This window comes from Acinetobacter pseudolwoffii, assembly GCF_002803605.1.
Classification (GTDB): domain Bacteria; phylum Pseudomonadota; class Gammaproteobacteria; order Pseudomonadales; family Moraxellaceae; genus Acinetobacter; species Acinetobacter pseudolwoffii.
This window is the reverse complement of record NZ_PHRG01000001.1, coordinates 421275-437619: the sequence shown is the minus strand read 5'-3', so window position 1 is coordinate 437619 and position 16345 is coordinate 421275. Positions and strand designations below refer to the sequence as shown.

General features: G+C 44.3%; 10 protein-coding genes. 6 read left to right on the top strand and 4 right to left on the bottom strand.

Going from position 1 to position 16345, the window contains the following annotated elements; translation table 11 throughout:
- The first annotated feature begins 1 nt into the window (after nt 1).
- The 3 genes from CWI32_RS02035 to CWI32_RS02025 all read left to right on the top strand — a co-directional run bounded on the left by CWI32_RS02035 (nt 2) and on the right by CWI32_RS02025 (nt 4803).
- Complete coding sequence (locus CWI32_RS02035) at nt 2–1708, top strand: cation acetate symporter (protein ID WP_005095098.1); 1707 nt, start codon at nt 2–4, stop codon at nt 1706–1708.
- Nucleotides 1709–1938: 230 nt separating this feature from the next.
- Complete coding sequence (locus CWI32_RS02030; protein WP_100534518.1) at nt 1939–2655, top strand: ion channel; 717 nt, start codon at nt 1939–1941, stop codon at nt 2653–2655.
- Nucleotides 2656–2832: 177 nt separating this feature from the next.
- Nucleotides 2833–4803, top strand: a complete 1971-nt coding sequence (locus CWI32_RS02025; RefSeq protein ID WP_100534517.1) for a glycine betaine transporter — start codon at nt 2833–2835, stop codon at nt 4801–4803.
- An 82-nt stretch (nt 4804–4885) separates the two neighbouring features.
- On the opposite strand, the gene omp33-36 is transcribed toward CWI32_RS02025, so the two are convergent.
- Nucleotides 4886–5779: a porin Omp33-36 gene (gene omp33-36, locus CWI32_RS02020; RefSeq protein WP_257225538.1), complete on the bottom strand. Its 894-nt coding sequence runs from the start codon at nt 5777–5779 to the stop codon at nt 4886–4888.
- Between the two features lie 1114 nt (nt 5780–6893).
- Between omp33-36 and CWI32_RS02015 the strand changes: the two genes are divergently transcribed.
- Nucleotides 6894–8600, top strand: coding sequence for a GGDEF domain-containing protein (locus CWI32_RS02015; RefSeq protein ID WP_100534515.1), 1707 nt, complete (start codon nt 6894–6896; stop codon nt 8598–8600).
- Between the two features lie 393 nt (nt 8601–8993).
- On the opposite strand, the gene uvrA is transcribed toward CWI32_RS02015, so the two are convergent.
- The 3 genes from uvrA to tenA all read right to left on the bottom strand — a co-directional run bounded on the left by uvrA (nt 8994) and on the right by tenA (nt 13485).
- Nucleotides 8994–11825: an excinuclease ABC subunit UvrA gene (uvrA, locus tag CWI32_RS02005; protein ID WP_100534514.1), complete on the bottom strand. Its 2832-nt coding sequence runs from the start codon at nt 11823–11825 to the stop codon at nt 8994–8996.
- A 181-nt stretch (nt 11826–12006) separates the two neighbouring features.
- Nucleotides 12007–12375, bottom strand: coding sequence for a hypothetical protein (locus tag CWI32_RS02000; protein ID WP_005095110.1), 369 nt, complete (start codon nt 12373–12375; stop codon nt 12007–12009).
- A gap of 438 nt (nt 12376–12813) precedes the next feature.
- Nucleotides 12814–13485 (bottom strand): thiaminase II, encoded by a 672-nt coding sequence (tenA, locus tag CWI32_RS01995; protein WP_100534513.1) that lies wholly within the window; start codon nt 13483–13485, stop codon nt 12814–12816.
- 222 nt (nt 13486–13707) lie between these two features.
- Between tenA and CWI32_RS01990 the strand changes: the two genes are divergently transcribed.
- Entirely contained in the window at nt 13708–14796 is a 1089-nt protein-coding gene (locus CWI32_RS01990; RefSeq protein ID WP_005173187.1) for a DUF475 domain-containing protein, read from the top strand.
- Nucleotides 14797–14959: 163 nt separating this feature from the next.
- Nucleotides 14960–16324 carry an MFS transporter gene (locus CWI32_RS01985; protein ID WP_100534512.1) on the top strand — a complete coding sequence of 455 codons (1365 nt, stop codon included), beginning with the start codon at nt 14960–14962 and terminating at the stop codon, nt 16322–16324.
- Nucleotides 16325–16345: the final 21 nt, after the last annotated feature.

The window sequence follows — 16345 nt, the reverse complement described above, 5'->3', positions numbered from 1 at the left end:
GATGAAATGGAATTCTCTTATCGCCCTTGCTGCAACCACAATGACCTCAGGTCTGGCCCTGGCTGGACCTGATCTGGGTGCAGCAGAACAGCAGGCAACCAACTGGCCTGCGATTATCATGTTCCTGATTTTTGTTGGGGCAACATTGCTTATTACCAAATGGGCAGCCAAACAAACCACCAGTACCAAAGACTTCTATACGGCCGGTGGCGGTATTTCCGGTTTTCAGAATGGCCTAGCCATTGCCGGTGACTATATGTCAGCAGCATCATTCCTGGGTATTTCCGCGATGGTATTCCTGTCTGGGTTTGATGGCTTGCTTTACTCACTGGGCTTTATGGTGGGTTGGCCGATCGTATTGTTCCTGGTGGCAGAACGTCTGCGTAACCTGGGTAAATACAACCTGTCAGACGTAGTATCTTTCCGCTTGCAGGAAAAACCGGTACGTACCTTGGCTGCTTTAAGTTCACTGGTTGTGGTGGCGTTCTACCTGATTGCACAGATGGTGGGTGCAGGTCAGCTGATCAAACTTCTATTCGGTCTGAACTATAACATTGCAGTCGTGATTGTTGGCTTGTTGATGATGGCTTATGTCATCTTCGGTGGTATGTTGGCAACCACTTGGGTACAGATCATCAAGGCAGTAATGTTGCTGTCTGGTGCGACCTTTATGGCATTCATGGTCATGAAAGGCGTGGGCTTCAGCTTTACCAACATGTTTGAACAGGCAATTGGTGTCTACTCAAAAGTACATGATTTAAGCCTGACAGATGCCACCAAGATCATGGGGCCGGGTAGTCTGGCGTCTAATCCGATTGATGCGATTTCTTTAGGTCTGGCATTGATGTTTGGTACAGCAGGTCTGCCACATATCCTGATGCGTTTCTTCACGGTAAAAGATGCCAAAGAAGCGCGTAAATCAGTCGTGGTTGCTACAGGCTTTATTGGTTATTTCTACCTGCTCACCTTCATCATTGGTTTCGGTGCGATTCTGTATGTATCGAACAACCCGCAATTCCTTGATGTTGCGAAAATGGCAGTGACTGGCAAGCTGGAGCTGGTCGGTGGTAATAACATGGCGGCGGTGCACCTGTCTGATGCAGTGGGCGGTGACCTGTTCATGGGCTTCATTTCTGCAGTTGCATTTGCCACGATTCTTGCAGTCGTTGCTGGTTTGACCCTGTCAGGTGCTTCAGCAATTTCGCATGACTTGTATGCCAACGTCTTGAAGAAAGGCCAAACCACGCCTGAATCTGAACTACGTATGTCTAAAATTGCGACTTTAGGTCTTGCGATCTTCGCGATGATTCTCGGGATTCTGTTCGAGAAACAAAACGTAGCCTTCATGGTCGGTCTGGCATTCTCGGTTGCGGCATGTGCCAACTTCCCGGTACTAGTATTGTCTATGTTCTGGAAAGGTTTGACGACACGCGGTGCAGTGATTGGCGGTGTTGCCGGTCTGGTAACCGCAGTAACCTTGATTGTGCTGTCTAAAGCAGTATGGGTCGATACTTTGGGTATTTCTGATACGCCAGTGAACCCGTTCAATGGTCCTGCAATCTTCGCGATGCCATTGTCATTCTTGTGCTGCTGGTTGTTCTCTGTGACAGATAATTCAGCACAGGCTCAAGCAGAACGCAAAGCCTTTGATGCTCAGTTTGTACGTTCACAAACCGGTATCGGTATCTCAGGAGCATCAGATCACTAAGATTTGATATCCTATAAAAAAAAGTCCCGTAAGGGACTTTTTTTTATGCCCTTATGCTCCAAATTTTTTAGAGCAAGCGCCGTACTGAATTTGGGTGCGCTAGATTTTGCTTTGATTTTTTCAATCTTTGCATACAAATCGTACAGCTATATACTGCTTTAATCATGCTATGTTAAGCCTGATAAAATAACAATATATGCGTGCATGACTAGACAAACAAGAAGGGCAGTATGAAGCAATCTTTGCAGCAGTTTTGGCACAGCTTTACCCATCTGCCCTCAGCATGGCTGCTTTGTTTGCAATTGCTGATTTTGATCTTGTCCATGTTGAGTTATGAAAACCTGCCCTATCGAGCAGTCACCTGGATGCTCGGTGTCCTGGTGTTACTGGTCATTGCCAAGGTCATTCGCCAGACGCCGATGTTTACCATTTTAGGACTTAGCTTTGTAGCCGGGGCAATTCTATTTTCTTCACTGATTGTTTTGGGCCTGCGCTATACCTGGGTCTATGTGACGGCGAATCTGTTTGAAGCCAGTGCATATTTTAGTGCTGCTTATGGCCTGTTGCGTTATATGTTTCATGACCGCTATCTTACCAAAGATGAACTCTTTGCAGCTGGAGCGGTATTTACCTTACTGGCCTGGGGCTTTGCTTTTCTTTATAGTGTCTGCCAGTTATGGGTGCCTTATAGCTTTTCAGATCCTGACTTGCAAGCCCATCAGCCTTGGTTGGATTTGATCTTTCTCAGCTTTAGTGTCCAGTCCGCCACGGGCTTGTCGGATGTGATGCCGGTCAGTCCGCTGGCACGGATGCTGGCAATTATCCAGATGTTTGTCGGGGTGATGTATTTGGCCCTGATTGTTTCTCGCCTGATTGCCTTACATTATATTTCCCATCTGCCTAAACAAAATAGTGCAGAAAATCAACATAGAAGTCCGGATGAGTAAGAGACAACCCTTGGAATGATCGGGTTACAGTAACTTCACTGCTTTATTCGTCTTTACATTTTAAAATGTTGAAAATCAAACGTATCTATTACAGCAGTAAATTCTGCGAGATCGTTTGTACTTGTCAATAATGATGTAAGCCTCACGGCAATTCAATTTATTAAAAATGGGGGATGTATGCCTTCCACAAAACCATCTTGGTTTGCCAATATCAATCCAAATGTTTTTATTAGTACCGTCACGATTATTGCGATTTTCTTAGCTTTAGTCGTCTTTGCACCAGATACTTTTTCAGTTTTCACCCAGCAACTGAACCAGTGGATTACCACCTCCTTTAGCTGGTTCTATGTATTGTCGGTGGCGATATTTCTCATCCTTCTGGTTTATATTGCCCTGTCCGATATGGGCAAAATCAAACTGGGGCCCGACCATAGCCAACCGAAATATAGCAGTGCCTCCTGGTTCGCGATGTTATTCACCGCAGGGATGGGGATTGGCCTGATGTTCTTTGGTGTGGCCGAACCGGTGATGCATTATGTCACACCACCTGCCGGTGAACCGGAAACTGTACTGGCTGCACAACAATCTATGCGGGTCACCTTTTTCCACTGGGGCCTGCATGCCTGGGCTATTTATACGCTCGTCGGTTTGTCGCTGGCTTATTTTGCTTACCGGCATCAATTGCCTTTAAAAATCCGTTCGGCCTTGTATCCGCTGATTGGTCAAAAGATCTATGGCCCAATTGGAGATGGCGTCGATACCTTTGCCACCATTGGTACGGTATTTGGTGTGGCCACCACGCTTGGTTTCGGGGTGACCCAAATCAATTCAGGTTTGAACTATTTGTTTGGCATTGAACAGGCACCCAGTACTCAGGTCATTTTGATCATTGTCGTGAGTGCCATGGCAGCGACTTCCGTATTTTTTGGATTAGACAAAGGAATTAAACGTTTATCTGAACTAAATTTGGTACTTGCACTGCTGTTGCTGATTTTTGTTTTTGTGGCAGGTCCGAGTATTTATCTGTTACAGACGACTATTCAGAATGCCGGCCAGTATGTTTCAAATCTGTTCAGTATGACCTTTAATCTGTATGCCTATCAGCCAAGTGGCTGGATTGGGGGCTGGACCATCATGTACTGGGCCTGGTGGATTTCCTGGTCGCCATTTGTCGGGATGTTTATTGCCCGGGTCTCGGAAGGGCGCAGTATTCGTGAATTTATCGTGGGTGTATTGCTGATCCCGACTGGATTTACCCTGATCTGGATGGGCTTTATGGGCAATGCTGCGCTGTATAGCATTATGCATGAAGCCAATACCAGCTTGCTAGAAGCAGTTCAACGTGATTCCTCTGTGGCTCTATTCGAATTTTTAGCTAATCTGCCTTTCAGCTCAGTGACCAGTATCATTGCGACTTTACTGGTGATGCTGTTCTTTGTGACTTCTGCCGATTCAGGAGCATTGGTGACTGATTATCTGACAGCAAAAAGTGAAAATTCACCGACCTGGCAGCGTCTGTTCTGGACCGTACTCATGGCTTTACTGGCTATCATCCTTTTACTGGCAGGAGGCTTAGAGGCTTTGCAATCGGCCACGATCATGAGTGCTTTGCCATTTACATTCATTATGCTGCTGATGTGCTGGGGATTAATCAAAGCCTTACATCTGGATGTCACCAAAATGCATGCGCTGCAAGCTGCACGGATCACCCCGCGTGCAATCCAGAATCCACGCAGCTGGCAACAGCGATTAGGCCTGATTATGCATTATCCGCACACTCAGGAAGAGGTGCAGCAGTATATTCACAATACAGTGAATAAGGCATTTCTCAGCTTTCAAAGTGAATTGAAACGGCGCCGATTACACGTGGCGATTAGCCCGCTAGAAGACGGTATACAGCTCCGTGTTGATCATCAGGATGAAATTAATTTTATCTATCAGGTCAATGCCACCCAGACTTTAAGTCCAAGCTTTATGTCTGAACTGGAGAATGCGGGCGTAGATTCCTATCAGGCAGAAGTCTTTTTAAGAGAAGGCGGGCAGGGCTATGATGTGATGGAATGGACGCAAGAAGATCTATTACAGGACATCATTGACCAATATGAACGTCATTTGCACTTCTTAAGTCTGGTACGTACACCGGAATAAGCGTATCTAAATCTGAAAATCAAGCAATAATAAAAAAGGACGCATCAAGCGTCCTTTTTTCTATTCAGCATCTAATTAAAAATTAGAAACGGAATTTAGCATTTACGCCAACAGTTTGTGTATCAAGTGCTTCGCCTTCAGCATTAGCATTTACATAAGATGCACCAACTGCAACAGCAGGAGTGATGAAGTAGTTAACGTTCGCACCCCAAGCTTTGTCTGGAGAACCAGCATAGCTAGATTCCATATAAGATGCACCAACGCTTAACTGTGGGTTAAGGAAAAGCGTAGTACCTAGGTTGTAGGCAGTGTCTTCACCATAAACTAAACCAGATTCAAAACCAATTGACATGTTTGTACCGTCAATCGCGCCTACGTATTTAGTACGTGCAGTGATTGCGTCTTGGTCTTCATTAATTGTTGCAGATTCAAGAGCAGCTTTAGCAACGCCATTAGAAACGATGTTGAAAGCGTCATAAGAAGTCTGGTCAGCAACGCTGGTATAACCAACAGCAACCAAGAAGTTAGGGATTAGTAATGCACCTAGTTCTAATGCATAACGGTCACCATTGCCGTCTACGTCACCAGCTTTATTATCAGCAATTGTATGGCTATAAGAAGCGCTTGCATAAACAGGCACAACTTTAGTTGGGATATAAGTTTCACCTTTCACGCCGTAAGTATGATTTACAGTACGTGAACGTCCAGCTTCTTCTTGACCATTTTCGCCATAGCTATACGCTAGAGCAACATTAGACGCTTGGTTTAGGAAAGCAGCTTCAGCTAAAGGACCTTTAGACGCATCTACATCTTTGAAGTAATAAGTACCTTGAACAGCACCAGTGAAGTCTTTGTCATTTGCAGTGTTATCGATGTACTCTGACTGACCTTGAACTTCGAATTGATATGCTTGAGCACCGGTCATCGCTAATAATACAGCAGTGGCTAAACCTAGTTTTTTCATGATATTTACCATTTTGTTACAAAAGATGTACAACATAGAACGTATTGTATTGTAACAATTTATTAAGTCAATCCGCTTTGAATTTAGTATTTTTTCGTCTTAAAATAATGTATTAGTTTTGTGTAATATTCATCTATTTAGCTTGAAATTGAATTTTATGTAAAATTTGTTTTATAACAAAAAGCTAGAGCTTAAAAATAGAACACTACGTCAAAGATTAAGAAGAAAATGTGTGGATATTATTATTCATTAATTAAATTGATTATTGATTTTTTATCGTAAAATTCAATTTATGTTTTAAGGATAAATTCATAAATATGTCAAAAAATATAAGATGAATTATATAATTCATCACGCTTTATTATAAATTGTACAAATTTAATGCAGAATTCCTCTAGAATTGTAATAGGTGTCTCTTTTTTGAACCAAAATGTGATGCTTTTTAATCTCGACTAGGCCAATCGGCTTTACATTGTTAATAGATTTTTACATAATATCAGTATCAGGTTAAAGTTCATGTTTCATTATGATTTAACGTGATTCTCCACAATTTTTTTATTGGCCCAGCTTTCCCCAAGGTTGGGCTTTTTTTTATCCGCATTTTTTATTTACTTTCTATTCATCTTCTAAGATAGAAACTGTTCTGTAGCAATGAACTTCAGCAATAAAAATAGTAAAAATAAAGCACTAAAATGGTGCATATTAATTCATTAATAGATGACCTAAAAATATAAGCACTAAAAAAAACCCCAGTTTTCATAGAAAACTGGGGTTTTTTCGCCAAAATTTGCGGGTAAACTAAAATATCTGCTGAGGAATAATTTAACTCGCCCTAATGCGGTGCATTATGCACCCAATTGTTGCATGTGTAAATAGTGCGGAAAGCAAGTTTTGATATTTTTTTTAATGCTTAAAAGTCCTGTATTTGTGTTGTATTTTTTGTAGGATAAAACCCATAAAACTTTAGCCTGAATTTAAAAAGTAGCGCTTTTAAAAATTAAAATCAAAAAAATATAGAAAAAACATTAACTAAGTTGAATTACCTACTTTAAGAGTATTTCATTTTATTTGTATAATAATCAATCTATTTAGCTTTGCTTGTCATATTGGGGCGTAATACAACAGCATGAATACCTTACGCTCTGAGTGGATCAGTAAACGTTTGTACTGGTCGATGTCGATTATTATTTTATGTTTACTTTGTATCTGTATTCCCTTAATTGTGAGTAGCAGTCAAAGTTATTTAAAATCCAGACAAACCTATCAACAATTGAATGCATTGCAGCAGGTCGCTGACCTGGCAAATAAAATTTCGCGTGAGCGTGCGCCTGCCAATAAGGCCATGTCCAGTTCGGTGCAGGAATTTGCCCAGCATCAGCAAGAGTTAATCAGCTACCGTCAACAGGTGGATCGGCAGCTCTCCCAGACGGCTGATGTCTTGACGGAGGTCGGTTTTAACAACCTGAGTCAGCAACTTTCACAGCTTGAGAATAGTTTGAAAAAAGGGCGTGCACAGGTTGATGCTTATACCCAGATGCCGCGTCAGCTGCGCAGTGCTCAGGAACTTGATCAGGCGATTCTGGCGATGTTTGCTGCCTGGGAAAGTTGCCGTGAACTTTTGCGTGACGTGGCGGTGGCTTCAGATAGCTCATCGACCCCTCTGAATAACTATATTAGCCAGATTCTATTTTTATCAGATTTACGTGATCAGGCCGGTCGTGTGGCCTCGTCTATCATGGCACATGTGACTTTTGAAGCTCCGCTTCCCACTGAAAATATTACCCGCTCTTTACAGACCCAACATCAGGTGCGTTATTTGTGGGCCTTGATTGATACCATTCAACCTGTTCAAGATAAGACTGAGGAATTCATCCGTTTACATCGGCGGGTAGAAACCGAGTTTATTCAGCAAGGCTTACCGATTGTGAGTGAGCTGATCAGTGACAGTCTGGAGCAACGTGACTACCGTTTGAGCGGAACAGAGCTGACTGAAGCGATCGTAGATAAATTTGCGACTGTGGTAGACCTGCAAACTTACCTGCTGCAATATAGCAGAGATGCCGCTATTCAAGAGATGAACAGCAATATGCAGCGTTTGATCTGGAGCGTGTTGGTATCGCTGATTTCATTGCTGACCGCGATTTCAACCATGATTTTTGCACGTAAACAGGTTTTTCTGCCGCTAATTCAGGCACGCCGCATGTTGTTGAGTTTGTCTAAAAACTCGGGTCGTCAGAAAATTGATATGCGGCTGCGTGAAGTGAATCATTCTGATTCTTTATTCGCTGCCATTCAGAAATTGCAACAGATGTTGCAAGAACGTGATGCGCTAGAGTTCCGTTTAAAGAATATTGCCCATTCCGATTCTTTGACCGGATTATCCAACCGTTTCGCGCTAGAAGAATATATCCGTTTTCTGGAAAATCAGCCGGGCCAACTGAGCCAAACCTGTTTGATGATTATCGATATTGATCATTTTAAACAGGTGAATGATCGGTATGGGCATATTGTGGGTGATCAGGTGATTCAACTGGTGGCCGAACGTTTAAAGGCCAATGTTCGGGCGACGGATTTGCTGGTGCGCTATGGTGGCGATGAATTTCTGGTACTGATTGAAAATATTGAGATGGATCAGGCACTGATCGTTGCAGATAAAATCCGGGCTGAAGTGGCTGAGCGCTATATTCTGACTGCGCTAGGAGATGAGATCCAGATTTCGGTCAGTATCGGGGTGGCGATTGGGGCTGTTTCCTGGATGGCTTTGTTGTCAAATGCCGATGATGCTTTGTTTAAAGCCAAAGCGAAGGGACGGAATGTGGTGGCTGAGGTTTAGTCTAAAAGATTCCTTCTCTACTTTTGACTGCACAAAAGTAGCCAAATGCATTTGTTCGACTGATGCTAAGTCCCTTTAGCACAGTCAAACGGGCAACATCCATGTTGCCAGTCATGTGATTTAATTTGGATGATCTTTAGCCTTAAGTTGACCATGTTCATGCCAAATTATTTCCAATGCATCAGACTAAAAAGACGCATGAAAACTGGCAGCCAATTCATTCTTCAATAGATAAGTATTTTGATGCCTATGAAGGTTATATCTCATCTCATGATGCTAAAAAGGTAGATGATCAAATATTGGCACAATTGGCTGAAGAAATATCGTTCAATAGGATCATGAAAAATAAAAAGCCCTCCTTGATAAAAGAAGGGCTGATAAATCTTGGATAGCTTATTTCAACAACGCATTCAAAAACTTACCCGTATGTGACGCTTTGACTTTTACCACCTGTTCAGGCGTTCCCTCAGCAACAATCATACCGCCTCCCGAACCACCTTCAGGGCCTAAGTCCACGACCCAATCGGCGGTTTTAATCACGTCCAGATTATGCTCAATCACCACAATGGTATTACCCTTATCACGTAGCTGATGCAGGATGTCCAGCAGCTTGGCAATATCATGGAAATGCAGACCCGTGGTCGGTTCATCCAGAATATATAGGGTTTGACCAGTATCGCGTTTGGCCAGTTCACGTGCCAGTTTGACACGCTGCGCTTCACCACCGGAAAGCGTGGTCGCAGACTGACCCAGACGGATATAACCCAAACCTACCTGATGCAATGTTTCCAGACGACGGTGAATGACGGGAATGGCATCGAAGAAATGCATGGCATCCTCAACGGTCATCTGCAACACATCGGAAATATTCTTGCCCTTATAGTTCACTTCCAGCGTTTCACGGTTATAACGTTTGCCATGACAGGCATCGCAAGGCACATACATATCCGGCAGGAAATGCATCGCCACCTTGATCATGCCGTCGCCTTCACAGGCTTCACAGCGACCACCTTTCACGTTAAACGAGAAACGACCCGCGGCATAACCACGTGCTTTGGCTTCCGGAGTTTGTGAAAACAGTTCACGAATCGGGGTAAATAAACCGGTATAAGTGGCCGGATTGGAACGTGGGGTTCGTCCAATCGGACTCTGGTCAATATCGACGACTTTGTCGAGGAACTGCAAGCCATCAATCGATTCAAACTTTTCCGATGTTAAAGTGGTTGCACCATTCAGTTGGGTCGCCGCCAAAGGTAACAATGTCCGGTTAATCAAGGTCGATTTACCCGAACCCGATACCCCGGTAACACAAGTCATAATGCCCAAAGGAATGGTCAGATCGACTTTTTTCAGGTTATGCCCAGATGCACCCATCAGCTTGATTTGTTGTTCAGGCTTAGGCGGTTGAATCCGTTTTTTCGGGACTTCAATTTTTAACTTGCCAGACAAATATTGTCCGGTCAGCGAGTCAGGATTAGCCAGAATTTCATCATACGTTCCTTCGGCAATTACATGCCCGCCATGCACACCGGCACCCGGACCGATATCAATAATATGATCGGCGGCACGAATCGCATCTTCATCATGCTCGACTACCAAGACGGTATTGCCCAGATCACGCAGACGGATCAGGGTCTGTAACAGACGGTCGTTATCACGCTGATGCAAACCAATTGATGGCTCATCCAGCACATACATGACGCCCATCAAACCGGCACCGATCTGTGAGGCCAGACGGATACGCTGTGCTTCACCACCAGATAACGTTTCGGCAGAACGCGACAGGCTGAGATAGTTCAGGCCGACCGAAACCAGAAAGTGCAGACGTTCACGGATTTCCTTGAAAATCTTGTCGGCAATTTCACCCCGTGCACCTTCCAGATGAATGCCTTGATAATAGCTTTCAGCATCGCCAATCGACATGCGGGTAATGTCGGCAATGGTCTTGTCCAGAATTTTCACATTGCGTGAAATTTCATTCAGGCGTGAACCATCACAGGCATCGCAGGCGGCATTGGACAGATACTGTGCCAGATCATCACGCACATAATTACTTTCGGTTTCACGATAACGGCGTTCCAGATGCGGCAAAATTCCTTCAAAGGGAATGACCCGATTATGGCGACGGCCACGTTCATCGATATAACTTAGATCAATTTTTTCTTTGCCGGTGCCGTACAGGAATTTTTTCTTGGTGTCGGCATCCAGTTCATTCCACGGCGTTTCTAAAGAAAAACCAAAATGCTCGGCGACTTTCTGGATCATGCCGTAATAATAAGGACGCTGACGGTCCCAGCCACGAATCGCACCCTGACTGACACTGACTTCAGGATTGGGAATCAGTTTATCGGCACTAAAATGACTGCGGGTGCCGAGACCATCACAGACCGGACAGGCACCAAAAGGGTTATTGAACGAGAATAAACGCGGTTCCAGTTCTGCGACAGCGCGGTCACATTCCGGGCAGGAATGCTTGGCAGAAAATACCCGATCATCATGTTCATCCTTCATCCAGGATAAAATCGCAATATCGCCACCGAGGCGCAGTGCAGTTTCAAAACTTTCTGCAATACGGTTGCCCAGATCATCACGGACTTTAAAGCGGTCGACCACGACTTCAATGGTATGTTTTTTCTTTTTGTCCAGTTCTGGTGGCGGATCAATTTCCATAATCTCGCCATCGACGCGGGCACGGACAAAACCTTGACTCTGTAACTGCTCAAATAAGGCGGTATATTCACCTTTACGCTCACGCACCACCGGGGCAAGCAGCATCAAGGCTGTGCCTTCTTCCAGCACTTTGACTGCATCGACCATTTCCGTGACGGTTTGTGCCACCATCGGCAGGTCATGTTCTGGACAGAAGGGCGTACCGACACGTGCATACAGCAGACGTAAGTAGTCATAAATTTCGGTAATGGTACCCACGGTAGAACGCGGGTTATGGCTGGTCGATTTCTGTTCAATCGCGATGGCTGGACTGAGACCTTCAATCGAATCGACTTCCGGTTTTTCCATTTGTGAAAGGAACTGGCGTGCATAGGCAGACAGCGATTCCACATATCTGCGTTGACCTTCGGCATATAAGGTATCAAAGGCAAGCGAGGACTTACCTGAACCAGACAGTCCCGTAATCACCACAAACTTGTCGCGTGGTATATCAAGGTTCACATTTTTCAGGTTATGGGTACGTGCGCCTCGAATACGGATGTGGCTTTGGCTCATGCAAGGATCCTAGAATATTCATCAAAAACCCTTATATGATACCGGATGAAAAATGTTCAAGTGCAAATAAAAGTATTTTAAACGTCAAGTTATGTCGGTGATTGGTCAATTCATCACAATACCGAGAAATATCACAGTAGATCGCTTCACTGTTCAGAATGACTAGACGTGAGGGAAGTTCTTAACAAGCTGCTGCATAGCGGCGTTCAAAGATCGATTCAACATCCTCAAAGCAGGTGTCACGTGGTATATCATGATGCAGACGTGCATAGAAATTAACTTCATTTTCCAGAATTTGCAAAAAGCCCTCATAGTCTTGTTCGAAAAAATCCAGGTCGAGCAAATCATTACGACGGGCCTGATGACAGCGGTACTTTTCAATAAATTTCAGCAGATGTTTCTGGATATGCGTGTTGGTATGGTAAATCAGGTAAGTTGCTGCTGAACCACAATCCAGACAGCCCTGTTCCAGATAAATTTCTTCATTATTCAACCAGCAACATTGCACCGTAAAAAATGCCCGAATCGCCTCGGTACCTAAAGTGTCCATATCTGATGCCTCTTTCTGGGACTAAACTATTAAATGATAATTATTCTCATTTATTGTGCGGCAATGTGTGGCGAATAGCTAGGTTTAGCTTACTCGCCACTCAGCAGTTTTGTTGTTCTTTTCCCAGACTAAGCCGTTTTTATGATCAATTGATGACAATAGATCCGATTTTAATCGATAAGATAAAGAAGCCCAATCTTCAACAGTAATACTGATCAGTTAAGGCGTTTAGAAATAGACTCTTTAATTTTTTAGTCATCCACGACGGAGTCTTAAGGTTTTAAATTAAAAAACCTGTAAATCAGTTGTTACTTTGGTTTTGCCCAGTGGGTGACTTTTCCAGCTATCAAATATGATTATAAATTTAAAAAAGAAAATGCCAGTCAATTTCTTAACTGACTGGCATTGCGGTCTTAAACAAGGCTTCTTTTGTGCATCTTATTGGTCTAGGCCAGGCCACTGGCGTTGCTCAAAGGCGCTGTCCCAGAATAACCATTCCAGACGGGCCGCATGCGTATAAGCTTGGTGCATTTTTTCCAGTGTATCGGCATCAACGCGCGCCGCAACACGGTCAATGGTCGCAATTACATTACGCACAGCCGTGTGGAATTCTTCGCCTGAATAGGTATCCACCCAGGCCTGATAAGGATTATTCGGTGCAGAATTATCGACTATATCTTTGCCGACTTCTGCATAAATCCAGAAACATGGCAGTAACGAGGCCAGCACCACCGGGTAGCTTTCTGACCAGGCAGTCGAAGTGAGATAAGAGGTATAATGATGGCAAGCCAGCGTCAGAGGAGTAGTTTCGAACTGGTCTTTGCTAATGCCAAAATCCTGCATAAAACCGTTATGCAGGCTACGCTCCACCACAATCGCAATTTTGGCGGCTTCAGCAAACTGAATTACATCATCTGCCTCAAATGCTTTGGCGGCACAGACTGCCAGTGCACGGCCATAGGCCAATAAATAATGTGCATCCTGAATCACATAATGACTAAAGGCCTCACGGCTTAATGTGCCTTGTGCCAGTTGCTGATTAAAGGGCAGAGCCAGGGTTTTCTGATAAAGCCCTAGATTACGTTGCCATAGCTCTTGTGAAAAACTCATGCGGAAATCCTTCGCAGTTCAAGTTAAACCATGCAGCACTATAGCAAAGATCGGGCTGTTGAAAAGAACGGCAGATTTTAGAAACAGAAAATAAGCTAAAACAGCTCAGGAAGTGCTTTGGTTTATGCGCTAAAAGTTTCATAATTATCCCAACTTTTTTCCATTCATATTGCTGTCCTCTGGTCGCAATATATTTATTTAATTTATCCAAGGTCGTTGTGTATGTTGAAACATTTTGGTTTCTCAATTGTATTTACGATCGTGTGTCTTGGTTTGTCTGCATATTGGGGCTATACCCACGGGCCTGAAGCAGGCTTAAAGACCATGTTTACGGTACTGACCATTACAGCCATTCTTGCTGTTATGGAAGTGTCGTTATCGTTTGATAATGCTGTGGTCAATGCCTCGGTACTACGTCATTGGGATCATTTCTGGAAAATGCTGTTCCTGACCGTGGGGATTTTGATTGCTGTTTTCGGTATGCGTCTGATTTTCCCGATCGTGATTGTGGCGGTAACGGCAGACATGGGCTTTGTTGAAGTGATTCAACTGGCATTGAATGATCCGAAAGAATATTCCGCACGTTTAATGGAACATCATCCGGAAATTGCGGCATTTGGTGGCGCATTCTTGTTAATGGTGTTCTTAAACTTCTTCTTAGATAATGAAAAAGACACCCACTGGTTCCGTCTGATTGAACGCCGTTTGGCAAATTTAGCCAGCGTCCCGGCTTTGTCGGTATTCGTGGCATTGGTGGCTTTGCTGATTATGGCAGCCAATGTCGACGAAGCGAAGCGTCTGGTGGTGACCATGGCAGGAATCTGGGGCATCGTGATTTATATTGGTGTTCAGGTCTTGAGCCATTTACTTGGTGGCGAGCCAGAAATTGATGAACATGGTAATGCCGTTGGTCATGACAGCAATGGCGTTCCAACAGGTGTCGTCAAAGCGGGTATTGGTGGTTTCCTGTATCTGGAAGTCCTCGATGCCTCTTTCAGTTTTGACGGCGTGATTGGTGCCTTTGCGATTACTTCAGATGTTGTCGTGATCATGCTCGGTCTGGCCATTGGTGCGATCTTTGTCCGTTCGATTACGATTTATCTGGTCGAAAAAGGCACTTTAGATGCTTATATCTACCTGGAGCATGGTGCGCACTACGCGATTGGTGCACTGGCATTTATTATGATTGCCAGCGGTACAGGTTTACATGTTCCTGAAGTGGTGACCGGTTTGATCGGTGTGGCATTTATTGTCTGGGCGGTTATCGCATCCATTCAGTACAAAAAACGTCAGGCAGCTCTGGGGCAATAAGTCCATTTGACTGAAATGGCAGTATAAAAAGCGTAGCTCCGGCTGCGCTTTTTTTATTTTTAGATCAGCATCATCTTTATTTCAAATAAAATTCATGTCTTCTTCATGAGCTGAATGTCCTATAATCTGGGCTCCAGATTAATTAACCCAATCGCCATAATTTATGATGAATGCTTTAGAACGTCGTTCAACCTTTGCCCTGAGCAGTATTTTTGCACTGCGCATGTTGGGGTTGTTTATGATTATCCCGGTGTTTTCTGTGGCAGGGCAGGCATATCAATATGCAACGCCTGCACTGATCGGTTTGGCGGTCGGGGTCTATGGTTTGACTCAGGCCTTATTACAGATACCATTTAGCCTGATTGCAGACCGCTATAGCCGTAAGCCTTTGATTGTTTTAGGACTGCTGCTGTTTGCCTTGGGTGGTGCGATTGCAGCCATGTCTGACAGCATTTATGGCGTGATTATCGGTCGTGCCATTGCTGGTGGTGGCGCAGTATCCGCTGTCGTCATGGCCTTGCTGGCCGATGTCACGCGTGAAGAAAACCGCATGAAAGCCATGGCAATCATGGGCATGAGTATTGGTCTGTCTTTTGTGGTGGCATTTAGTCTCGGGCCTTGGCTGACAGGTCTGGTTGGCATTTCGGGATTGTTCTGGGTCACCACGGTGATGGGATTGGCTGCCATTGCCATGCTGTTTATGGTGCCTAAAGTCACGCGCCATCATAAAAACTTTCAACAGGGTTATCTGACCCAACTGAAACAGGTGCTCCAGATTGGCGATCTGAATCGTCTGCATGTATCTGTGTTTACCCTGCATTTATTGCTCACAGCCATGTTTATTTATGTGCCTTCGCAGCTGATCGAGTTTGCAGATCTGCCACTTTCTAGTCATGGTTTGGTCTATTTACCCCTGTTGGTGCTAAGTCTGTTCTTTGCTTTTCCGAGTATCATTCTGGCAGAAAAATACCACAAAATGCGCGCGATTTTTCTGGTGGCGATTAGCGGTATTATTCTGGGTTTAATGGTGATGGTCTTTGGTTTTGAATCCAAATATATCTTGCTCATTGGCCTGGGCCTGTTCTTTATTGCCTTTAACGTGATGGAGGCCTTATTGCCTTCCTGGCTGTCTAAAGCTGCACCGATCCAGTCTAAAGCGACGGCAATGGGCGTGAATGCCAGCAGCCAGTTTTTGGGTGCCTTCTTTGGTGGGATGATCGGTGGTCAATTGTTGCTGCTCAATAATACCTCGATGGGCTGGAGTATCCTGACCGGGATTGCGATTGTTTGGCTGCTGATGAGTTTCGGGCTAGCTCAGCCACGCTATCTTTCATCACTGGTGCTGCGTTTGCCGGAAAGCAGACAAACTGACGAATGGACTTCTCAGCTTTTGGCGATTCGTGGTATTGAAGAAGTCGTGGTGATGGCTGAACAGCAAGTTGCCTATATAAAAGTCGATAAACAGCAGATTGATGATGCTTCGCGACAACAATTAACGCACTTGTTAGGTAAAGAGGTAGCCATTTAAGCATAACTCTTATAAAGTAAA

Coding starts and splice junctions, on each gene's coding strand:
- CWI32_RS01985 (WP_100534512.1), top strand. CDS start 14,960: ATGATGAATGCTTTAGAACGTCGTTCAACCTTTGCCCTGAGCAGTATT.
- CWI32_RS02015 (WP_100534515.1), top strand. CDS start 6,894: ATGAATACCTTACGCTCTGAGTGGATCAGTAAACGTTTGTACTGGTCG.
- omp33-36 (WP_257225538.1), bottom strand. CDS start 5,779: ATGGTAAATATCATGAAAAAACTAGGTTTAGCCACTGCTGTATTATTA.
- uvrA (WP_100534514.1), bottom strand. CDS start 11,825: ATGAGCCAAAGCCACATCCGTATTCGAGGCGCACGTACCCATAACCTG.
- CWI32_RS02000 (WP_005095110.1), bottom strand. CDS start 12,375: ATGGACACTTTAGGTACCGAGGCGATTCGGGCATTTTTTACGGTGCAA.
- CWI32_RS02025 (WP_100534517.1), top strand. CDS start 2,833: ATGCCTTCCACAAAACCATCTTGGTTTGCCAATATCAATCCAAATGTT.
- CWI32_RS02030 (WP_100534518.1), top strand. CDS start 1,939: ATGAAGCAATCTTTGCAGCAGTTTTGGCACAGCTTTACCCATCTGCCC.
- tenA (WP_100534513.1), bottom strand. CDS start 13,485: ATGAGTTTTTCACAAGAGCTATGGCAACGTAATCTAGGGCTTTATCAG.
- CWI32_RS02035 (WP_005095098.1), top strand. CDS start 2: ATGAAATGGAATTCTCTTATCGCCCTTGCTGCAACCACAATGACCTCA.
- CWI32_RS01990 (WP_005173187.1), top strand. CDS start 13,708: ATGTTGAAACATTTTGGTTTCTCAATTGTATTTACGATCGTGTGTCTT.